Source organism: Zobellella endophytica, assembly GCF_003012775.1.
Taxonomy (GTDB): domain Bacteria; phylum Pseudomonadota; class Gammaproteobacteria; order Enterobacterales; family Aeromonadaceae; genus Oceanimonas; species Oceanimonas endophytica.
In genome coordinates, this window is sequence record NZ_PXYG01000004.1 from 190,065 (window position 1) to 210,686 (window position 20,622).

A 20,622-nucleotide genomic window follows, 5' to 3' on the forward strand; every position below is an offset into this window, starting at 1 on the left:
ATGAATGTGCCCATTCATGAACAGGGCCGCACCCTTGGTTTCTGGTACGGTGACGAGCGCATTACCTTTGAGCGGGTGAAACGGCGGCAAGGCAGTGACAAGGTACTCATTAAGGTACACCCGGATTGCCGGGTGGTGGTCTCGGCACCGGAAGGCACTCATGATGACGCCGTGACGGCGGCGGTGAAGCAACGTGCCCGGTGGATTCATGAGCAACTGCGGGACTTTCGCCAGCAGCAGGAGCACATAACGCCGCGCCGTTATATCAGTGGTGAAAGCCATTACTATCTGGGCAAACAGCACCTGCTGAAGGTGGTGGTCGACGCTGACCAGCCTCAGGGCGTAAAGCTGCTGCGGGGCCGCCTGGAGGCCTCGGTGCGAGCTTCTGAGCCTGACAGGGTAAAAGCCGTGCTGAACGCCTGGTACAAGACCCGGGCCAGGGAAGTGTTTAACCGCCGGCTCGATGCCCTGTTGCCCCAGGCGCTGTGGGTAGCGGAGCGCCCGCCCCTGCGTATTCTCACCATGCAGACCCAGTGGGGCAGTTGCTCGCCTCAGGGCAGAATTACCCTTAACCCGCACCTGGTTAAGGCCCCGCGTGAATGCGTTGATTACGTGATTCTGCATGAGCTTTGCCACCTGGCCGAGCACAATCATAGCGAGCGTTTTTACCGACTGATGGGCCAGGTGATGCCCAAATGGGAGAATATAAAAACAAAACTTGACGATAAAGCGGCACTTTTTACTAATGATAATTAATGGATTGACTCAGCCACAAGATGGTGAGTTGCTACAAAGCTATATATTCAGAACTTTATCTATGATGGGTGAGAGTGACTTCCGCTTGTTGTTTTTTAATGGTCGCTGGAGATGTCATAGAATTATAGATAATGATCACTATCGATTTTATGAAGGCTTGGGCTTCCGTCATTTAATTAGACTTTATGATGAACTTTTTTGCGTTGGTGAAAAATTTGATTTTGTGTCCGATAGGTTTGGTTGGTCAATAGCCGGGGTTGAACTTTTTTTTAGTAAGAAGAAAGAGGATCGAGGTGGCCCTTTCTATAATATTAAGTATTGCAAGGAATGTATTAATAGACAAATAAGTGAAGTCGGGTTCTCTTGTTTTAAGTCGTCCTGGTATAATTCTTCCAAGTGTGATATTCACGGTTGTGAGATCAATGAACTTCCCGTGGGCTTGAATTTAAGAAAAACGTTAAAGTGTGTCAGGCATATTTTAAGTGCAGATTGGTCTAGCTTAGCATCCATTGAATGTTTTTCTGGTGAGTCAGAAGTGGGTTCTCTTCTTTATAGTTCTCCTAGTATGAGTTTTTCACTTTCCCCATGCGCAAAAAGAGAGCTTGCTTCTTATTTCTTTCGCTCGCAGGCTTACTACCCAGATGGCTTTAACTCACCTGTTACCTATGGAGCTTTATCTAAAAGTGATAGTGATACCTTAACGTCATTTAGTCAAAGGGCTTACATACTTAAAAATTTGAATCTTGTTTTTTCAAATAAATATTACAGTTCGGATTTTCCTGATAGATATATGGCTGAAAACTTTACCGCTCTTGAGTTTAATTTTTTTGGTGTTTTTCATGAGCTAATGAAATCTAAGGTTAGAGACTGTTCTTCATGTGTTCAAGAGAATATGTTTGATTACATTGGCTGTCCATTGAATGTTCATGTGAAGGCGGTGCATAAATATAAGGTAAAAAGAGATAATATGTGTGATGATTATGTGAATTCTTTGGAGGCTAAAGTCCACTTCGCTTATGAGAGGTTGGGTGTTCTTAAAGGAGAAAATTTTGTTTATAGAAGTATTGACAATGTTAAAAATATAGAAGAGATATATGGTAGTATATCTAATTATAAGTTGATAATGAAGGGAAAATTGATCTCTGCAGCTCGCTCAATAAAAACTGGTGGTTAAGGGTGGTTGGCTATTGTGCTATTTTATTTTTTATAATTACATTCCTGCTTTGTGACCAGTCGAGTGTTTTAATTTGAAAGCCAATCCAAAGCAGGTTTATTTTTAGTGTAATGTCACTCTTAAATTTTTTGTGTAGTACACTTAACTTCCCTATAAACTTGTTTGTTGCACAAAGCATTCCCACTAGCTTTAAGTTCTCTTCTTGGGTTTTTCTGTATTTTATTTCAATTTTCTCTTTTATGCAGGGTAAGTCTTTCATTAGTGTTTGATAGCATTCCAGCTCTCCAAAGTATGCAAGAACTGGCGAGAGCGCTGGGGGCAAAGATCCGTGAGCAGAGAAAGGCCAAAGGGTTGTCACAGGACCGCTTTGCTCTGATGTGTGGTGCAGGCGGGAGCTATATGGGTCTGATTGAGAGGGGAGAGGTTAACATTACCGTGGAAAAGCTGTATCAGCTTGCTCTGACGCTGGAGTGTGATCCTGCTTCATTGCTACCTGACTTGATAGAATCATAGTAGGTTTCAGCTAAGCCACTGAAATATCTATTTAAATTTCAGTGGCTTATGAGTTAGTGTACAAACTTTATTGTCGCTTTGGTCATTAGTGTACAGACTTTATTGTCAGTACACATGAGGCGCTGGCGGCCAACCGCCTTGACGGCTGGCGTTCAGACAGGCGGCGACGCTTGTTCCTGGGCACGGCAAGACAGTATCCACTCCAGCAGCATGCGCTTGGCCTCGCCGGTCACCTCGGGCCGGACGTCGATCAGGCCGTAGCCCCGCCGCGTCCGCAGGCTCAGTGACTCCAGCCCAACCAGCATGCCGCCCTCGATCAGGTGGTCGACCAGACCCTTCCACCCCATGCCGACCCCCTGTCCGGCGATGGCCGCCTGGATCAGCAGGGTGTAGTTGTTGAACGTCAGTTCGGGGGTGCCGAGGTAGCCGGTGCCACCGAGCAGCCGGAAATACTCGGCCCAGTCCAGCCAGCTTTGTCCCTGGGTGTCCAGCGCCAGCAGGGGTATCTGCGAGAGCCTTTCGAGCTCGTCCAGGGGACCATGCTGTTGCAGGAAGCCGGGGCTGCAGACCGGAAAGACCTCTTCGGGAAACAACAGCGGGACCGACGTCAGGGCCCGCTCGTCGCAAAATACGATGGCGACATCGACCTCCCTGTCCTGCCAGTCGGGTGGCCCCTGGCTGGTCATGATGCGCACATCGATATGGGGATACTGCCGGCGGAACGACGGCAGCCGGGGCATCAGCCAGTACGCCGCGAACGAGAAATCGGTGAGGATATTGACCCTGGGATGCTGGTTCTGGTGCAGCAGCGCCGTCAGGGTCCGCTCTATGGTGGCGAACCCGTCCTGAACGCTGAGAAACAGGGCTTGCCCCGCCTCGGTCAGCCGGACGCCGCGATAAATGCGCTCGAACAGGGGCAGGCCCAGCTGTTCTTCCAGGGTGCGGATATGCTGGCTGACCGCCGACTGGGTCGAGCGCAGCTCCCTGGCCGCCAGGGTAAAGCTCAAATGTCGAGCCGCCGTCTCGAAGACGCGCAGGCTGTTGGGCGACACCACCCCGCCCAGTAAGGTCACCATCCTGATCGCTCCATGAATAGGCACGCAGAGGGCCAGCGGCGGACAGGCCCGGCTTCGGTATTAACCCGGCTAATGGCCTTCTGGTGACTTTCGAGTGTACAAGCAGTAATAGCAGCTTATCGCCCGATGGGCGACCCTGTCTTACCTCGATGCGACATTAGTCTGGCTAATGAGAAGTATAAAAAATCAACGAGTTTACAGACCCCGGAAGCTGGAGGGAGACTGACGGCAGGACCCGACACCTATCGTCGTAACTACCCCGGGAGGATCCCTGCGTGACCGCCAAGCAACCCAACATCCTGTTCCTGATGGCCGACCAGATGACGGCCTCGGCCCTGCCCATTTACGGCCACCCCCTGGTCAAGACGCCACACCTGTCGCGCCTGGCAGCCGAAGGGGTGGTCTTCGACTCGGCCTACTGCAACAGCCCGCTGTGCGCGCCGTCGCGCTTCACCCTGATGTCCGGCCAACTGCCGTCGCGTATCGGCGGCTACGACAACGCCGCCGATTTTGCGGCCGATACCCCGACCTTCGCCCACTACCTGCGCGATGCCGGCTACACCACCGCCCTCTCCGGCAAGATGCACTTCTGCGGCCCGGATCAGTTGCATGGTTTCGAAGAGCGCCTGACCACCGACATCTACCCGGCGGATTACGGCTGGGTGGTCGACTGGGAGAACTTCGACGAGCGGCCGAGCTACTACCACAACATGTCCTCGGTCACCCAGGCCGGCCCCTGCGTACGCTCCAACCAGCTCGACTTCGACGACGAGGTCACCTTTCGCGCCAGGCGCTTTCTCTACGACTACGTACGCAACGGCGAGCGGCGCCCCTTCTGCCTGACGGTCTCGCTGACCCACCCGCACGATCCCTACACCATCCCGCAGCAATACTGGGATCGCTACAACCACGACGACATCGACATGCCCCGGGTGCCTTATTCACGGAAGCAGTCGGATCCCCACTCAGAGCGGCTGCGCCATGTCTATCAGCTCAATGAGGAGACCCTCGGTGACGAGCAGATCCGCAACGCGCGCCATGCCTATTACGGCGCCATCAGCTACGTGGACGATCGCATCGGTGAGGTACTGGCCACGCTGAAGGAATGCGGCCTGGAGGAGGATACCATCATCGTCTTCTCCGGCGACCACGGCGACATGCTCGGCGAGCGCGGCCTCTGGTACAAGATGAGCTGGTTCGAGGACTCGGCCCGGGTGCCGATGCTGGTCCACGCCCCCGGTCGCTTCGCCCCGCGGCGCGTTGCCGAGTCGGTGTCGACCATGGATCTGCTGCCCACTTTTGCCGAGCTCGCCCGCGACGGTGTCGCACCGGACTACGCCGTCCCCGTCGACGGTCGCAGCCTGCTGCCGCACCTGACCGGCAACGGCGGCCACGACGAGGTGATCGGCGAATACCTCGGCGAAGGCGCCATCGCCCCCTTGCTGATGATCCGCCGCGGGCGCTACAAGTTTGTCCACACCGCCCCGGATCCCGACCAGTTGTTCGATCTCGAGGCCGATCCGCTGGAGCTCAACAATCTGGCCGCGGATCCCGCCCACCAGGGGCTGTGCCAGGAGTTCCGCAACGAGGTTACCCGCCGCTGGGACTATGGGCGGCTGTACCATGATGTCATTGCCAGCCAGCGGCGCCGCAAGCTGGTCGCTCGTGCCCTGATGAAGGGCAAGGTCACGGCCTGGGATCACCAGCCGGTGTTCGATGCCAGCATCCAGTACATGCGCAACACCATCGATCTGGACGATCTGGAGCGACGTGCGCGCTTCCCGGTCGTGTCCACCGACCGGTCATGATGACGTCGCCGACCGACACCCGCCGGCCACCGGCCAGGCTGCAGCGCTGGTTGCCGTTTCTCGGCTGGCTGCCGCAGCAGAACTCGCGCTCGCTGCGCGGTGATGCCATCGCCGGCCTGACCGGTGCCGTGCTGGTCGTGCCCCAGGGGGTGGCCTATGCCTTGCTGGCCGGGCTGCCGCCGGAGTACGGCCTTTACACCGCCATGGTCCCGGCCGTGCTGGCCGCCTTGTTCGGCTCCTCGCGGCAAATGATCAGCGGGCCGACGGCGGCACTGTCGATTGCCCTGTTCGCGACCCTGAAACCCTTTGCCGGGGCGGGCAGCGGCGACTTCATCATCCTGGCGCTGACGCTGACCTTTCTCGCCGGGGTCTTCCAGTTGCTGCTGGGCCTGGCGCGGCTGGGGGCGCTGGTCAATCTCGTCTCGCATTCGGTGGTGATGGGCTTCACCGCCGGTGCCGCCCTGATCATCGCCATCAGCCAGCTTCCCCATGCGTTGGGGCTGGTGTTCGAGGAGCACGTCGGTGTTCTCGACCTCTGGCCACGCTTGGGCGATGTTCGGTTAGACGCCGTGCTGATCGCCGGCTTCACGGTCGCGGCCTGCCTGGCATTCCAGCGTTGGCTGCCGCGCTGGCCGGGCATGCTGCTGGTACTGCTGGCCGCCTCGCTGTTGGCCGCCTGGCTCGACCCACAGCACGCCCTGATCCCGCGTATCGCCGCGGTACCGGCGGGGCTGCCGCCGCTCTCGATGCCGGATTTTTCACCCGATTCGCTACGGTCACTGGTTCCCGGCGCCATCGCCCTGGGGTTGCTGGGGCTGGTCGAGGCCACGGCGATCGCGCGGGCTTTCGCTCTGCGTTCGGGCGAGCGGCTGAACAGCAACCAGGAGTTTATCGGGCAGGGGCTGTCCAACATAGGTGGTGCCTTTTTTTCCGGTTATGTCTCCTCGGGATCGTTCACCCGTTCGGGGCTCAATGCCAGCGCCGGGGCCGGCTCGCCACTGGCGGCGGTGCTGGCCGCGCTGTTCCTGGTGCCCATCATGCTGCTGGCCGCACCCCTGCTGCATCATGTGCCGATGCCGGCCATGGCCGGCCTGTTGCTGCTGGTGGCCGCGAGGCTGGTCGACCGCAAGGGGATCCGCGAAGCGCTGCAGACCAGCCGCTCGGAAACGGCGGTGCTGTCGATCACCTTTTTCAGCACCCTGTTGCTGGCGCTGGAGTTTGCCATTTACTTCGGCGTGCTGGCCTCGTTGGTACTCTACCTGCGTCGTACCACCCGGCCGCCGGTGGTGGAATGCATGCTGTCAGCCGCCCCCCTGGAGATTCAGCAGGCCCTGGAGGAGCCATGCTGTGATGTCGTCCGGATCGACGGTTCGCTGTTTTTCGGCGCCTGTGACTCGGTTGCCCAACGACTCGAGCGTTGTGACCAACCGAATCTGGTGATCCTGGCGGCGGGCATCAACTTTATCGACTTGAGCGGTATTCATCTGCTCCGGCACCAGGCCAGACGTTGCCATGGCCGGGGTGGGAAACTGTACTTGGTTTGGACCAAACCCGACGTCATGGCCCGTTTACAACGGGCCCATCTTGTCGACGGCGATGATTGCCGCGACAGACCGGTGACGATAGGAATCTGAGAGGGATTTCCCATGCTATACAAAACAGTTGAACATGAGCAGAGTAACGGCCTGAATCGGCGCGTTTTCCACGGTTCGGTGGCCGGCATTCTGGTCTTTCTGATCTATGCGATCGCCTTCACCGATCACGCCACGGCGTTCTTCAATGCCGGGCTGGACTGGATAGGGAGCACCTTCGGCTGGTACTACATGCTGGCGGTCGCCGCCTATCTGGTGTTCGTGGTGATGATCGGGGTCTCGCGCTTCGGCAAGATCCGCCTCGGCCCCGATGACTCACGACCGGAGTTCTCGCTGCTGTCATGGTCGGCCATGCTGTTCGCCGCCGGACTCGGCGGCGCCATCCTGTTCTTCGTGATTTCCGAGCCGCTGACCCACTACCTGAATCCGCCGCTCGGCGAGGGAGGAAGCCCCGAGGCCCAGCGCCGGGCCATAGTGCAGACCTTCATGCACTGGGGCATATCGGGATGGGGGCTCTACGTGCTGATGGGCATGGCCCTGGCCTATTTCAGTTATCGCCATCAATTGCCGCTGGCGATTCGCTCGACCCTCTACCCGTTGCTGGGCAAGCGCATCTATGGTCCCATCGGCGATGCCGTGGACATCACCGCCGTGCTGGCCACGGTGTTCGGTATCGCCACCGCGCTCGGCATCGGCGTGATGCAGATGAACTATGGCCTGACCTACCTGTTCGGCATACCGGAAGGGCTGCCCGCCCAGATCATGCTGATCGTGCTGGTGGTGACCCTGGCGACCCTGTCGGTGGTCAGCGGCGTCGGGCGGGGCATTCGCCGGCTGTCGGAGCTCAACCTGCTGCTGGTCGCCGGCCTGGTGCTGTTCGTGCTGATCCAGGGCGATACCCTCAAGCTGCTCAATGCCCTGGTGATGAACACTGGCGACTACATGGCCGCCCTGGTCGGCAAGAGCTTCGATACTTACGCCTACACGCCCGAGGCCCAGGGCTGGTTCAGCGGCTGGACGGTGTTCTTCTGGGGCTGGTGGATCGCCTGGGCGCCCTTCGTCGGTCTGTTCCTGGCGCGCATCTCCCGTGGTCGCACCATCCGTGAATTCGTCGCCGGTGCCCTGTTCATCCCGCTGATCTTCGTGATGGTGATGATGTCCGTATTCGGCAACAGCGGCATCGACATGGTCGAGCAGGGGCTGGTCGAGTTGGGGGAGCAGGCCCTGAACACACCGCCGGCCACCATCTATACCTTCCTCGAGCAACTGCCCTGGGTCGGCCTTACCGCCAGCCTGGTGCTGCTGTTGAGCATCGTCTTCTTCGTCACCTCGGCCGACTCCGGCGCCCTGGTGTTGTCCAACTTCACCTATGTGCTGCGCGACGTGAACCACGACGCGCCCGCCCGGCTGCGGATATTCTGGGCGGCGCTCATCGGCCTGATTACCCTTGCCCTGCTGATCGCCGGAGGACTGCGTACCCTGCAGAGCGCCGTGGTGATCACCGCCTTGCCGTTTTCGGTGGTGATCTTCCTGACCATGTTCGCCATGTATCGTTCGCTGAAGCTCGAAACCGGCAAGGCCGAAGCCCGCCAGCAGGTGGTCGCCAGCGACTGGCGCGAGCGGCTGGATCGAACCCTGGATGGCCTGACCCTGAGCGGTGCGGAAGCCACGCTGCGCCACGCCATTCGACCGGCCCTGGCCGAGCTGGCCGAAGAACTGACGAGCCGCGGCCATCCGGCCCACATTATCGAACAGGAGGTAAAGGATTCCTCACTGCGTTGCCCGGTCTTGCAGGTTGACTTCGAGGGGGCGCCCAGCTTTGTCTACGGCATCCGCCCGCGGCGGGTGCCGCCGCCGAGTTTCCTGCCCGCGGATGACGACTATTATCTGCGGCTCGACGTGTTCCTGACCGAAAACGGGGCAGGGCAGAACCTCAACGGTTACACCCGGCTGCAGGTGGTGCATGACGTGCTGAACGAATACCAGCACTATCTGCAGACATTCGTCGAGCGAAAGCGGAAGGCCGGCGCTGCCCCTTACCAGGGACCCTTGAGGGGAGGGAGCACCGCCTGAGCGGGTGATGCGCCGGGCAAGGGTACCGGTAGTAGAGTCATGGTTTTTCATCAATAATAATGACGATTCCTCCCCGGGTAGTGCGTTACCGGGGGAGGAATCGTTGTTATGTGCCCCCGTCATGCCGGGAAGGCGGCATCCGGCGTCGTGCTGGGAGGCTGCGGTGGTAAGCTACAGCATCTTCCGCCCCGCTCCGGCACAACCGGTCGTTTTTGAGAGAAAAAAGAACAATGGAAAGACTGTTTGAAAAACTGATGTATTCGTCGCGCTGGATCATGGCGCCGATCTACCTGGGGCTGAGCCTGGTGCTGGTGGCGCTGGGCATCAAGTTCTTCCAGGAAATCCTGCATATCCTGCCCAATATCCTGGCGATGAAGGAAGTGGATCTGATCCTGGTCACCCTGTCGCTGATCGACATCGCCCTGGTGGGCGGCCTGATCGTGATGGTGATGTTCTCCGGCTACGAAAACTTCGTGTCCCGGCTGGACGTGGAAGAGAGCGACGACAAGCTGGGCTGGCTGGGCAAGCTCGACGCCGGCTCGCTGAAAAACAAGGTGGCGGCCTCCATAGTGGCGATCTCCTCCATCCACCTGCTGAAAATTTTCATGAACACCGAGAATATCCCCAACGACAAGATCAAGTGGTACCTGCTGATCCATATCACCTTCGTGCTGTCGGCCTTCGCCATGGGCTACCTGGACAAGATCACCCGCAGCAAATAACGCCCGCGCCGCCCGGCTCAGGGCGTCTCGTCGCCGGCCGGCGCCTGCCCGCCGGCGTCGGCCAGCGGGCTGGCCAGCACCTTGTCGATGCGGTTGCCGTCGAGATCCACCACTTCCAGCCGCCAGCCCTCCCAGTCCAGGTGCTCGCCGGTGCCGGGAATGCGCCCCCACAGCCACAGCAGCATGCCGCCCAGGGTGTGGTAGCGGCCGTGTCCGTCTCCCGGCAGCCGCTTCAGGCCGAGCCGGTCCTGCAGCTCGTGCACGGGAAGCAGGCCGTCCAGCAGCCAGGAGCCGTCGTCCCGTTGCACGGCCCAGAACTCCCCGGGCTCCGGCGAGTGAAATTCCCCCGCCAGGGCTTCCAGCAGATCCTGCTGGGTCACCAGCCCCAGGACGTCGCCGTATTCATCCACCACGAATACCATGCGGATGCCGGAGCGGCGGAACTGCGCCAGCAGCTGCATGCCGGTCTGGGATTCGGGCACGAATACCGCGGGTTGCAGCAGCTCGCCCAGCGCCGGCGGCGAGGTACTGAGCTGCTGGCGCAGCAACTGCTTGGCGGTGACCACGCCCAGCACCTCCTGGATGCCGCCCCGGCACACCGGGAAGCAGGAATGTTCGGCGTCGTTGACCCGCGCCAGCATCAGCTCCCGGGGATGGTCGATGTCCAGGAAGACGATGTCGCTGCGTGGCGTCATCAGCGAGATGATCCGTCGGTCGTCGAGGCGGAAAATCTTGCGCACCATGTCGTGTTCATAGGGTTCGATCACCCCGCTGAGGGAGCCTTCCACCAGCATGGCGTCGATGTCTTCCTCGGTCAGGTGGCTGCCGCCCGGCGCCTGCTGGCCGAGCAGCCGCAGCAGGCCGTCGGTGGAGACGGACAGCAGCCAGACGAAGGGGCGCGACAGCTGCGCCAGCCAGGACACGGGCCGGGCCACGCGCCGGGCGATGCCCTCGGCATTGAACTGGGCGAGCCGCTTGGGCACCAGTTCGCCGACGACGATGGAGACATAGGTGATGCCGGCCACCACCATCACGGTGGCCGCGATGGCGCTGGCGCCCGGGCTCAGGCCGGCCTCCCGCAACAGCCCGGCGAGGGGACCGGCCAGGGCCGCTTCCCCCACTATGCCGTTGAGCAGGCCGATGGCGGTGATGCCGATCTGCACGGTGGACAGAAACCGGGTCGGCTCCCGGCCGAGGCGTACCGCCACCGCCGCCGCCCGGTCGCCCTCGTCGGCCAGCCGTTGCAGCCGGCTCTTGCGGGCGGTGACCAGGGCGATCTCCGCCATGGCGAAGAGGCCGTTGCACAGGATCAGGGCGATTAACAGAACGAATTCCATACGGCCTCCTCGGCGTCTCGGCTCAGCCGGCGGTGGAAGAACGGTGGCGGGCCCAGAGCCGCAGACTCAGCTTGGCCGCCTCGTCCAGCAACAGCACGCTGGACGCCACCAGGGCGCAGCGCAGCCAGTCGCCCGGGCCGAGGGCGACGGTGGCGAACACCTGCTGCAGCGGCGGCCAGTGCACCACCAGCAGCTGCAGCAGCAGCACGGCCGCCAGCGCCAGCCACAGCTTGCCGTTGGCCAGGAAATGGCGGTTGAAGGCCGAGCCCTGCTCCGCCCGGGCGTTGAACACGTTGAAGAACTGGTACAGCACGAAGGTGGTGAAGGCCAGGGTGCCGGCCCGCTCCGGCGCGTCCTGCGCCAGGCCGTAGGCGAACATCGCCAGGGTGCCCGTCGTCATGGTCAGGCCGTACAGCGCCAGCCGGCCCAGGCGCCGGCCGGACAGGATCTGCGCCCCGGGCGGGCGCGGCGGCTCCCGCATCAGGCCGGGCCGGGGCGGCTCCACCCCCAGGGTCATGGCGGGCGGGCCGTCCATGATGATGTTGATCCACAGCAGTTGGATGGCGGTAAAGGGCATCGGCAGGCCCAGCAGGGTGGCGCTGAGCACGGTGAGGATGGCGGCGATGTTGGTGGACAGCTGGAAGCGCACGAACTTGACGATGTTGTCGTAGATGGTGCGGCCTTCCTCCACCGCCTGCACTATGGTGGCGAAGTTGTCGTCGGTCAGCACCAGGGTCGCCGCCTCCCGGGTCACGGCGGTGCCGGTGATGCCCATGGCGACGCCGATGTCCGCCGCCTTGAGGGCGGGGGCGTCGTTGACCCCGTCGCCGGTCATGGCGGTGACGTGGCCGTCGGCCCGCAACGCCCGGACGATCTTGACCTTGTGCTGGGGCGAGACCCGGGCGAATACCGTGATATCGTCGATGCGGCGGGCCAGCTCGGCGTCGTCCATGCGCTCCAGCTCGGCACCGGACAGCACCCCGCCCCGCAGCCCCAGCTCTCGGGCGATGGCCGCCGCCGTGGTCTTGTGGTCGCCGGTGATCATCTTCACCTGGATGCCCGCGGCCCGGCAGTGGGCGATGGCCTCGGCCGCCTCGGGGCGCGGTGGATCCATCAGCCCCACCAGCCCCAGAAAGGTCCAGTCGCCGACCCAGCGCCAGAGATCCTCGCCCGGGTCGAAATCGCGGGCCGGGATCTCCCGCTGGGCCACGGCCAGCACCCGCAGCGCCTGGCCGGCGAGGTGGTCGTTTTCCCGGGTGATGGCGCGGGCGGCGGCATCGTCCAGCGGGCGGGGGCCGTCGCCGTGCTGCCAGTGGCCGGCGTGGCCGAGCAGGATGTCCGGCGCCCCCTTGATGTACATCAGCACCCGGTCGCCCCGGTGGTGGAAGGTGGCCATGAACTTGTGGGCCGAGTCGAAGGGGATCTCGGCGAGGCGCGGCGCGCGCTCCTGCTCCCGCTGGGGATCCAGGCCGCCCTTCTGGGCCAGCACATAGAGGGCGCCCTCGGTCGGATCGCCGATGAGCTTGCCGTCGCGCACCCGCGACTCGGTGCACAGCGCCATGGGCGGCAGCATGTCTGCCGGCCCGGGGCCGCCCTCGCTGTGGATCCGGCCGTCGCTGCCATAGCCCTGGCCGCTGGCGCTGAAGCGGTGGCCCGCGTGCCAGCCGGCCCGGGCGGTCATCTGGTTGAGGGTGAGGGTACCGGTCTTGTCGGTGCAGATCACCGTGGTGGCGCCGAGGGTTTCCACCGCCGCCAGTTTCTTCAGGATGGCCTTCTTGCGCGCCATGCGCCACATGCCGATGGCCAGGGTCACGGTGACCACGGCGGGCAGGCCTTCGGGCACGGCGGCCACCGCCAGGGCGACCGAGGTCATCGCCGCTTCGGCCCAGGGCGTGCCGCGCAGCAGGGTCATGGCGAAGATGGCCACCACCACCACCCCGGCGATGGCCGCCAGCCGCTTGCCCAGCCGGTCCAGCTGCCGTTGCAGCGGGGTTTCCCCTTCCGGGGCCTGGGCGATCAGCGTCGCTATGCCGCCCATTTCGGTATTCATGCCGGTGGCCACCACCAGCATTTCGCCCCGGCCCCGGGTGACGGTGGTGTTCATGTACAGCATGTTGCAGCGTTCGCCCAGGGGCAGCTCGTCCTCCGTCAGCGGCGGGGCAAGCTTGCCGACCGGCTGGGACTCCCCGGTCAGCGCCGCCTCCTGCACCTCCAGGGCGTGGGCGGCCAGCACCCGGCCGTCGGCCGGCACCTGGTCGCCCGCCTCCAGCAGCACCAGGTCGCCGGGCACCAGCTCGGCGGCGGCCAGCTCCTGCACCTGGCCGTTGCGCCTGACCCTGGCCCTGGGCACCAGCATGCCCTTGAGCGCGGCCAGGGTGCGTTCCGCCCGGTGCTCCTGGTAAAAGCCGAGGGCGGCGTTGAACAGCACCACCAGCAGGATGACCACCGCATCCTTCAGATCGCCGATGGCCCAGGCCAGCCCGGCGGCGAACAGCAGCACCAGCACCAGTACGGCCTTGAACTGATCCAGGAACCTGAGCCAGGGGGGACGGGGCGCCGTTTCGGCCAGGCGATTCTCGCCGTGCTCGGCCAGCCGTTGCCGGGCGGCTTGGTCGCTCAGGCCGCGGCCGCTGTCGGTGTCCAGCGCCGAGGCGGTTTGCTCCGTGGTCAGCCGGTGCCAGCGTGGTGCCGGTGTCTGCATGATGGTGCTCCCTCCCGTGGTCGGCTCCGCCAGCCGCTACCCCTTCCACCATAGGGCCGGAAGGGGCGGGATGGCAACCACAAATAATGATAACCATCTGTTTTCAAATGGTTAAATGGGAAGGTGAGAGAACCATGTCGTGTTAAGTCCAGGTGGCGACGATGCCTGGGGCGCGGGCGGCCCGCCGGCAAGGTGCACAGCTGCACACGGCGGGGTTGCCTGCCGGCTACATAGTGCCTTAGCCAGCCTGGCGGTGCAGCTCCCCGAGCAGGGTGAGCGCCTCCCGGCTGAGGCGGGTCACCCGTTCCCAATCGCCGGCCGCGATGGCGTCGGCGGGCAGCATCCAACTGCCGCCCACCGTGGCCACGCAGTTCAGGGCGGCGTAGCCGGCCAGGTTGTCCGGGTTGATGCCGCCGGTGGGGCAGAAGCGCACCTGGGGCAGGGGGGCGGACATGGCCTTGAGCGCCGCCGCCCCGCCGTTGGCTTCGGCGGGAAAGAACTTGAGCCGGCTGTAGCCGAGCTCGAGTGCCTGCATGATCTCCGAGGGAGTACTGACCCCGGGGATCAGGGGGGCGCTGCCCCGGGCGGCGTGCTGCAGCAGGCGGGGAGTGCAGCCCGGCGAGATCACGAAACGGGCGCCGGCGGCCACGGCGGCATCGTATTGATCGGGGGTCAGCACGGTGCCGGCCCCCACCAGCGCCTCGGGCAGGGCCTCGGCGATGGCGGCAATGGCGGCCAGCGCCGCCTCGGTGCGCAGGGTGACCTCGAACACGCCGATACCGCCGGCCAGCAGGGCGCGGGCCAGGGGCACCGCCTGCTCGGGCCGGTCGACGACCATCACCGGCATCAGGGGGGAAGCGGCGAAGACCGCGTCGGGTTGGAGTTGCCATGTCATCTTGGGGTTTCCTCTTGCTGTGTGGCCGGCCTTGCCGGCGCCGGGGGTGAAAACAGGCTGGCGCCGTGCTCCGCGTCGGACACCAGCGCCCGCAGGGGAGCGAACAGCTCCCGGCCACAGCCGGCGTCGTTGTCGCTCAGGTCCGGGGTGGCGGGTAGGCGCTCCCGGAGAGGGGCGTCCACCGCCAGGGTGCCGCGCTCCGCGTCCAGGGTGATCAGATCCCCGTCGCACAGCCGCGCCAGGGGGCCGCCCCGGGCTGCCTCCGGGGTCAGGTGCAGGGCTGCGGGTATCTTGCCCGAGGCGCCGGACAGGCGGCCGTCGGTGACCAGCGCCACCCGGTGGCCGGCCTGCTGCAGGTTGCCAAGCAGTGGCATCAGCTGGTGCAGCTCGGGCATGCCGTTGGCCGCCGGGCCGTTGAAGCGCACCACTATCACCCCATCCTGGTGCAGTTCGCCCGCCCGGTAGGCCTCGACCACCGCCTGCTGGCTGTCGAATATCCGGGCCGGCGCCTGGATCAGGCGATGTTCCGGCGCCACGGCACTGACCTTGATGATGGCGCGGCCCAGGTCGCCGTCGAGCACCCTGAGCCCGCCGCTGGCGCTGAAGGCCTGGCCGCGGGGGGCGATCACCGCCGGATCCCGGGTGTCGGCGCAGGGGCGCCAGTGCAGGCGGCCGTCCGCATCCAGGGTGGGGGCGCTGAGGTAGTCCCGGTAGTCGCCGTAGACCGGCAAGGCGTCGGTGTGCAGCAGCCCCCGTTCGGCCAACAGGCGCAGCAGCAGCGGCACGCCGCCCGCCTCCTGGAAGGCATTGATATCGGCCGGTCCGTTGGGATAGATCCGCGCCAGCAGGGGTACCACTGCCGAGAGTTCACTGAAGTCGTCCCAGTTCAGTACCCAGCCCGCTGCCCGGGCAATGGCCACCAGGTGCAGGGTGTGGTTGCTGCTGCCGCCGGAGGCGAGCAGCGCCACCACTCCGTTGACCACCGCCTTTTCGTCCAGCACCCGATACAGAGGGCGGCTCGCCACCCCCGTCGCCTGGGCCGCCAGGCGCAGCGCCGCCTCCATGGTCAGCGCGTGGCGCAGCGGGCTTTCCGGCGCGACGAAGGCGGATCCCGGCAGCATCAGCCCCATGGCTTCAAAGACCAGCTGGTTGCTGTTGGCGGTGCCGTAGAAGGTGCAGGTGCCGGGGGCGTGGTAGGCCCGGTTTTCCATTTCCTGCAGTGCCTCGCGCCCGACCTGGCCGGCGGCATATTGCTGGCGGACGCGGACCTTCTCCTCGTTGCCGATGCCGGTGGGCATTGGGCCGGCGGGGATAAAGGCGGTGGGCAGCTGGCCGAAGCTGAGCGCGCCGATCAGTTGGCCGGGGGCGATTTTGTCGCAGATGCCGAGCAGCAGGGTGGCGTCGAAGGCGTTGTGGCTGAGCGACACGGCGGTGGCCTGGGCGATCAGATCCCGTGAAAACAGGGATAGCTCCATGCCCGGCTGGCCCTGAGTGATGCCATCGCACATGGCCGGCACGCCGCCGGCCACCTGAGCGCTGTGGCCGTGCTCGGCGAGCGCCGCCTTGATGGCGGCGGGGTAGGCATCGTAGGGCTGATGTGCGCTCAGCATGTCGTTGTAGGCGGTAACGATGGCCAGGTTGGCCCGGGTCATGTCCAGCAGCCGTTTTTTCTGCGCCGAGCAGGCGGCGGCCACCACATGGGCCAGGTTGCCGCAGGCCAGGCCGGCCCTGGCCTTGCCCTGTGCGGCTTGGTGTTCCATACGCTGCAGGTAGGCGGCCCGGCTGGCGCGGCTGCGGGCCAGGATCCGCGCGGTGACGTGTTCAAGGGTATGATGCATGGCTGACTTCCTGTTCGGTTGTTTTGGTTGCCGTTCTGTTTTTAGTGATGGGTGATTACGCAACTCAGGCGGCCGGGATGCGCAGTCGGTTCACATAGCCGCGGGTAACTGCAGCCAGATCGTCCCCCAGCAGCGGCGACTCGATGCCGCGCGGCACTGTCGTCGGCAACAGGGGTATCAGCGGGGCCCAGGTATCCGGCGCCTCGTCGAGGGACACGGCATGCACCTTGCCGTCGCGCTCCCGGCTGGCCTTGACGTGGATATATTCGACAAAAGACGCCAACTGCGCGGCGGCCCTGGCGTTGTCCTCCCCCAGCCAGTGCCAGTTGGCCATGTCGAAGGTCATGCCGATGGGGGCGCCTTGCTGCTGTACCGCTTGGAAGAAACGGAGCAGGGGGGCCGGGGTACCACCCTCCGGGGTCTGGTCGTTTTCAATTAACAGCCGGATGTCGCCGGTGCGGAGCAGGGCCGTGAGCCCGGCCAGCCCGGGGTTGTCCGGAGCATGGCCGAGGGGCAGCTTGAGCAGCCGGGCGCCCAGCTGGGTGGCCTCGTCCAGCCGTTCCGTCAGCCCGTGCAGATCCGGCGTGCCGGTGGGGTCGAACAGGGGCGTGGGAGAGGAATAGACACAGCTCAGGTGGCATGCGCGGATCTGCTCCGCCAGGCCGGGGAGCGATTCGTCCCGGTTGAGCAGTTCTCGGCGTATTTCCACGCCGTCCGCGCCGCTGGCGGCGATGATCGGCAGCAATGCCGCCTGGCCGCCCAGGGCACGAACTTTGTCGTGACCGTAGGCGGAAGTAACGACGATAACCTCTGCTTGCATGTGGTGATCCCTGTAATCGGATACGGCAGCCGTATCCGGGATAAAAGTGGTATCGGTGCCGTTGTCGGACGAAATAAGGTCTCCGGCTGTCAGCCCTGTGGAGGGAACACGGCCGCCGCATTGGCGCAGTTGCGGCCGAGATCCCCGTCGAGGGCGGCGATCAGGTTGTCGACGGCGCAGCGCACCATGGCCAGCCGGGTTTCGTGGGTGGCGGAGCCGATGTGCGGCAGCAGCACGGCGTTGTCCAGCCGGCACAGGGGCGAGCTGCCCGGCAGCGGCTCTACCTCGAACACATCCAGGCCGGCGGCGCGGATGCGGCGCTCCTGCAGGGCCTGGATCAGCGCCGGTTCGTCGACCACCTTGCCGCGCGAGCCGTTGATAAAGATGGCGTCGGGCTTCATCAGCGCGAACTGCTCCCGGCCGATGAAACGCTCGGTCCCGGGCGTGAGTGGCAGCACCAGACAGACGAAGTCGGCCTCGGCCAGCAGGGCGTCCAGCGGCATCCGGGTGGCGCTCAGCTGCGCTTCCGCCTGTTGGTGCGGGCTGCGGTTGTAGTAGTTGATCTTCATGTCGAAGCCGAGGTGGGCGCGCTTCGCCAGGGCGTAGCCGATGCGGCCCATGCCGATGATGCCCATGGTCTTGCCGTGCACGTCCACGCCGAAATGCTCGGGCCCTATGCTGCCCTGCCAGCAGCCGTCACGCACCAGGTTCGACAGCTCCACCACCCGTCGGGCGGTGGCGATGACCAGGGCGAAGAGGGTGTCCGCCGTGGTTTCGGTCAGCACCGAGGGGGTGTGCATCAGGGCGATGCGGCGTCGGTTGAGGGTGGCGAGATCGAACTGATCGATGCCCACCGAAATGGTGGACACCGCCCGCAGCCGGGGCGCCTGCGCCAGCATTTCAGTGGTGACCGGGGCGCTGGCGCCGATCAGCCCCTCCGCCTCGGTAAGGGCCGCCATAAAGTCGGCCCTGTTGTGGGGGCCGATGCCGTCGAAGGCGCTGACCTCGAACCGGTCCCGCAAGCGGGCCAGCTCCGCCTCGGGAAGGGCTTTGTACAACACGATTTTCGGTTTCATGCGCTTTCCTTGTCGGCGAGCAGCCGGTCGAGGGTGGAACGGTCGGGCAGGCCTTCGCTGTCGCCGGCCACCTGGACTGCCAGCGAGCCCAGCAGGTTGCCCCGCCGAGCTGCCCGGGCGAGGGGCAAGCCTTCCAGTAGGGCGGAGATCACGCCCACGGCGAAGCTGTCGCCGGCACCGACGGTGTCGACCACCTTGGCCACCGGGAAGGGCGCCGCCATACCCTGCTCGCCGCGAGCGGTCTTGTAGTAGGCACCCGCGGGGCCCAGCTTGATCATCACGACGCCAACCCCGCGTGCCAGGTAAAAGTCGGCGATGCGCGCGGGCTCCCGCTGCCCGGTGAGAATTTCGCCTTCCTCTATGCCCGGCAGCACCCAGTCGGCCTTGCAGGCCAGGGCGTTCACTTCGGCCACCATGGTCTGTGCGTCCGGCCACAGGCTCGGGCGCAGATTGGTGTCGAACGACACTGTTCGTCCGGCCTGCTTCATGCCGTCGAGTGCGGCATGGCAAAGGGCGCGCAGGCTGTCGGACACCGCCGCCGCCACCCCGCTCAGGTGCAGGTGCCGGCCGGCGGTAAAAAAATCGGCGTCGTAGTCGCCGGTTGACAGGGTGCTGGCCGCCGAGCCCCGGCGAAAATACTCCACCCGGGGATCGCTGCCGTCGTCCGTTCTGGCCTTCAGCTGGAAGCCGCTGGGAAAGCGTGGATCCGTGATCACCCTGTCGGTATTGATCCCTTCCCCGGCGATCTCGCGACGAATGTACTCGCCGAAGGCGTCGGCCCCGACCTTGGTGACGTAGCCCACGCCGAAGCCGAGCCGGGCCAGGCCGATGGCCACGTTCAGCTCGGCCCCCGCCAGGCGGCGGATGTAGCTGCTGGCATCCGCCAGGGCGCCGCGCTGCTGGGCCGTGAACATGGCCATGGCTTCGCCGATGGTCACCACATCCAGATTCTGTACCGATGTCATGGCATCCTCTCGCTTGTGAGGTTGAAGTTCGCGTCCGGCCGGTCAGCCGGTCGACGGGGAATGATTATGGGACCGGTTCCATAACGTGTTAAAGTCGCTTGGCCCAATTTTGTGAAACGGCGCAGAAAAAAAGCATAATATGACGGGGTCACGGCGGGGACTGCCGAAACCGGGGGGGCAAGCACGGCGCCAGGCCTCCACCACCATGGTTGTCGCGCCCGAACAGGATGGAATTGATTTGAAAAAAAACATTAAAAAACAAGGTCATGCAACCATATCCGACGTGGCCAGGCAGGCCGGGGTCGGCAAGACCAGCGTGTCCCGCTACCTCAATGGCGAGCTGCAGCTGCTGTCGGAAGATCTGCGCAGTCGCATCGGCGCGGCGATCAAGGCGCTGGATTACCGGCCCAGCCAGTCCGCCCGGGCGCTCAAGGCCGGGCGTTCCAGGCTGATTGGCCTGGTGCTGGCGGACATCACCAATCCCTACTCCATCGGCGTGCTGCGGGGAGTCGAAAAGATCTGCAACGAGGCCGGCTACATGCTGATGGTGTGCAACACCAACAATGAGCCCGAGCAGCAGAACCGCTATCTCGCCCTGTTGAGCAGCCATCGGGTCGATGGGGTGATCATCAATTCCGTGGGCATGTCCGACGAGTCGCTGCAGGCCTTTGCCGACATCGATTGTCCCTTCGTCTTCGTCGATCGCAAGAGCGCCGGCTTCGACTGTGACGTGGTGGGCCTGGACAACCGCCAGGCGATGAGCATCGCCGCCGCCCACCTGATCGAGCAGGGGTACGAGTCCATCCTCTTCCTGACCCAGTCGCTGGCCATCGATACCCGCAGCGAGCGGTTGCGGGCGCTGCGGGAGTTTGTGGGAGAGGAGCCCGGCATGAGCTGCAGCCATTTCGAATTTACCAAGGAAGAACAACAGGTTGACCACGCCATTGCGGATTTTGTGGCGGCCAACCGGGGGCTGAAGAAGGCCATCGTTACCGCCAACGGGGTGGTCACCATGATCACCGCCAAGGCGCTGAAACGGCTGCGCATCGACTGGGGCGCCCAGATCGGCCTGCTCAGTGTCGACGATCTGGACTGGGCCGAGCTGCCCGGCGCCGGCATTACCTCGGTGCGCCAGCCCAACCAGTTGATCGGCGAAACCGCCTGTGCCCTGCTGCTCCGGCGGATCGAGGGCGACACCGGCGCCCATGAGGCCCGTTTGTATCCTGCCGAACTGGTGATCCGCGGCTCCACCACCATGTAGCGGCGGGGAACCGAA

The 20,622-nt window shown here is 63.8% G+C and carries 17 protein-coding genes; 8 read left to right on the forward strand and 9 right to left on the reverse strand.

What is annotated here, in order from left to right; genetic code table 11:
- Together C7H85_RS11395 and C7H85_RS19575 are read left to right on the forward strand one after the other, a co-directional pair.
- Nucleotides 1-756 (forward strand): M48 family metallopeptidase, encoded by a 756-nt coding sequence (locus C7H85_RS11395; RefSeq protein WP_106729823.1) that lies wholly within the window; start codon nucleotides 1-3, stop codon nucleotides 754-756.
- A 4-nt stretch (nucleotides 757-760) separates the two neighbouring features.
- Nucleotides 761-1,930, forward strand: coding sequence for a hypothetical protein (locus C7H85_RS19575; RefSeq protein WP_146140451.1), 1,170 nt, complete (start codon nucleotides 761-763; stop codon nucleotides 1,928-1,930).
- A gap of 10 nt (nucleotides 1,931-1,940) precedes the next feature.
- Here the strand turns inward: C7H85_RS19575 and C7H85_RS19810 are convergent, their stop codons facing one another.
- The gene (locus C7H85_RS19810; RefSeq protein WP_168388254.1) at nucleotides 1,941-2,288 is read right to left on the reverse strand and encodes a hypothetical protein; all 348 of its coding nucleotides are present in this window, start codon (nucleotides 2,286-2,288) and stop codon (nucleotides 1,941-1,943) included.
- A gap of 17 nt (nucleotides 2,289-2,305) precedes the next feature.
- Between C7H85_RS19810 and C7H85_RS20365 the strand changes: the two genes are divergently transcribed.
- Nucleotides 2,306-2,443: a hypothetical protein gene (locus tag C7H85_RS20365; RefSeq protein WP_245879658.1), complete on the forward strand. Its 138-nt coding sequence runs from the start codon at nucleotides 2,306-2,308 to the stop codon at nucleotides 2,441-2,443.
- 152 nt (nucleotides 2,444-2,595) lie between these two features.
- Here C7H85_RS20365 and C7H85_RS11405 read toward each other — a convergent pair whose 3' ends face one another.
- The gene (locus C7H85_RS11405) at nucleotides 2,596-3,519 is read right to left on the reverse strand and encodes a LysR substrate-binding domain-containing protein (RefSeq protein WP_106729825.1); all 924 of its coding nucleotides are present in this window, start codon (nucleotides 3,517-3,519) and stop codon (nucleotides 2,596-2,598) included.
- A 275-nt stretch (nucleotides 3,520-3,794) separates the two neighbouring features.
- Between C7H85_RS11405 and betC the strand changes: the two genes are divergently transcribed.
- From betC to C7H85_RS11425, 4 genes are all read left to right on the forward strand, one after another.
- Nucleotides 3,795-5,327 carry a choline-sulfatase gene (gene betC, locus C7H85_RS11410; protein WP_106729826.1) on the forward strand — a complete coding sequence of 511 codons (1,533 nt, stop codon included), beginning with the start codon at nucleotides 3,795-3,797 and terminating at the stop codon, nucleotides 5,325-5,327.
- A complete protein-coding gene (locus C7H85_RS11415) occupies nucleotides 5,324-6,961 on the forward strand; it encodes a SulP family inorganic anion transporter (RefSeq protein WP_210433633.1) in 1,638 nt (545 codons plus the stop codon). Before betC ends, C7H85_RS11415 begins: the two co-directional genes overlap by 4 nt.
- Nucleotides 6,962-6,973: 12 nt before the next feature.
- Nucleotides 6,974-8,992, forward strand: a complete 2,019-nt coding sequence (gene betT / locus C7H85_RS11420) for a choline BCCT transporter BetT (protein ID WP_106729828.1) — start codon at nucleotides 6,974-6,976, stop codon at nucleotides 8,990-8,992.
- Between the two features lie 230 nt (nucleotides 8,993-9,222).
- Nucleotides 9,223-9,714, forward strand: coding sequence for a TIGR00645 family protein (locus C7H85_RS11425; RefSeq protein WP_106729829.1), 492 nt, complete (start codon nucleotides 9,223-9,225; stop codon nucleotides 9,712-9,714).
- A 17-nt stretch (nucleotides 9,715-9,731) separates the two neighbouring features.
- Here the strand turns inward: C7H85_RS11425 and C7H85_RS11430 are convergent, their stop codons facing one another.
- From C7H85_RS11430 to C7H85_RS11460, 7 genes are all read right to left on the reverse strand, one after another.
- Nucleotides 9,732-11,051, reverse strand: a complete 1,320-nt coding sequence (locus C7H85_RS11430) for a hemolysin family protein (RefSeq protein ID WP_106729830.1) — start codon at nucleotides 11,049-11,051, stop codon at nucleotides 9,732-9,734.
- Nucleotides 11,052-11,073: 22 nt separating this feature from the next.
- Nucleotides 11,074-13,752: a cation-translocating P-type ATPase gene (locus C7H85_RS11435; RefSeq protein WP_106729831.1), complete on the reverse strand. Its 2,679-nt coding sequence runs from the start codon at nucleotides 13,750-13,752 to the stop codon at nucleotides 11,074-11,076.
- Between the two features lie 238 nt (nucleotides 13,753-13,990).
- Nucleotides 13,991-14,647 (reverse strand): bifunctional 4-hydroxy-2-oxoglutarate aldolase/2-dehydro-3-deoxy-phosphogluconate aldolase, encoded by a 657-nt coding sequence (locus C7H85_RS11440; protein ID WP_106729832.1) that lies wholly within the window; start codon nucleotides 14,645-14,647, stop codon nucleotides 13,991-13,993.
- Entirely contained in the window at nucleotides 14,644-16,485 is a 1,842-nt protein-coding gene (edd, locus tag C7H85_RS11445) for a phosphogluconate dehydratase (protein ID WP_106729833.1), read from the reverse strand. Before edd ends, C7H85_RS11440 begins: the two co-directional genes overlap by 4 nt.
- Nucleotides 16,486-16,549: 64 nt before the next feature.
- A complete protein-coding gene (locus tag C7H85_RS11450; protein ID WP_106729834.1) occupies nucleotides 16,550-17,305 on the reverse strand; it encodes a sugar phosphate isomerase/epimerase family protein in 756 nt (251 codons plus the stop codon).
- Nucleotides 17,306-17,394: 89 nt separating this feature from the next.
- Nucleotides 17,395-18,381 carry an NAD(P)-dependent oxidoreductase gene (locus C7H85_RS11455; protein ID WP_106729835.1) on the reverse strand — a complete coding sequence of 329 codons (987 nt, stop codon included), beginning with the start codon at nucleotides 18,379-18,381 and terminating at the stop codon, nucleotides 17,395-17,397.
- The gene (locus C7H85_RS11460) at nucleotides 18,378-19,346 is read right to left on the reverse strand and encodes a sugar kinase (protein WP_106729836.1); all 969 of its coding nucleotides are present in this window, start codon (nucleotides 19,344-19,346) and stop codon (nucleotides 18,378-18,380) included. The genes C7H85_RS11455 and C7H85_RS11460 overlap by 4 nt, the downstream gene beginning before the upstream one ends.
- Nucleotides 19,347-19,584: 238 nt before the next feature.
- Here C7H85_RS11460 and C7H85_RS11465 point away from each other — a divergent pair, with 238 nt between their 5' ends.
- The gene (locus tag C7H85_RS11465) at nucleotides 19,585-20,607 is read left to right on the forward strand and encodes a LacI family DNA-binding transcriptional regulator (protein ID WP_210433634.1); all 1,023 of its coding nucleotides are present in this window, start codon (nucleotides 19,585-19,587) and stop codon (nucleotides 20,605-20,607) included.
- Nucleotides 20,608-20,622: the final 15 nt, after the last annotated feature.

Excerpts from the sequence above, each read along its gene's own strand:
- C7H85_RS11430 (WP_106729830.1), bottom strand. The coding sequence starts at position 11,051 with ATGGAATTCGTTCTGTTAATCGCCCTGATCCTGTGCAACGGCCTCTTC.
- C7H85_RS11450 (WP_106729834.1), bottom strand. The coding sequence starts at position 17,305 with ATGCAAGCAGAGGTTATCGTCGTTACTTCCGCCTACGGTCACGACAAA.
- C7H85_RS11405 (WP_106729825.1), bottom strand. The coding sequence starts at position 3,519 with ATGGTGACCTTACTGGGCGGGGTGGTGTCGCCCAACAGCCTGCGCGTC.
- C7H85_RS11415 (WP_210433633.1), top strand. The coding sequence starts at position 5,324 with ATGATGACGTCGCCGACCGACACCCGCCGGCCACCGGCCAGGCTGCAG.
- C7H85_RS11395 (WP_106729823.1), top strand. The coding sequence starts at position 1 with ATGAATGTGCCCATTCATGAACAGGGCCGCACCCTTGGTTTCTGGTAC.
- C7H85_RS11440 (WP_106729832.1), bottom strand. The coding sequence starts at position 14,647 with ATGACATGGCAACTCCAACCCGACGCGGTCTTCGCCGCTTCCCCCCTG.
- C7H85_RS11455 (WP_106729835.1), bottom strand. The coding sequence starts at position 18,381 with ATGAAACCGAAAATCGTGTTGTACAAAGCCCTTCCCGAGGCGGAGCTG.
- C7H85_RS11425 (WP_106729829.1), top strand. The coding sequence starts at position 9,223 with ATGGAAAGACTGTTTGAAAAACTGATGTATTCGTCGCGCTGGATCATG.
- C7H85_RS11435 (WP_106729831.1), bottom strand. The coding sequence starts at position 13,752 with ATGCAGACACCGGCACCACGCTGGCACCGGCTGACCACGGAGCAAACC.
- C7H85_RS11460 (WP_106729836.1), bottom strand. The coding sequence starts at position 19,346 with ATGACATCGGTACAGAATCTGGATGTGGTGACCATCGGCGAAGCCATG.
- C7H85_RS20365 (WP_245879658.1), top strand. The coding sequence starts at position 2,306 with ATGTGTGGTGCAGGCGGGAGCTATATGGGTCTGATTGAGAGGGGAGAG.
- edd (WP_106729833.1), bottom strand. The coding sequence starts at position 16,485 with ATGCATCATACCCTTGAACACGTCACCGCGCGGATCCTGGCCCGCAGC.
- betT (WP_106729828.1), top strand. The coding sequence starts at position 6,974 with ATGCTATACAAAACAGTTGAACATGAGCAGAGTAACGGCCTGAATCGG.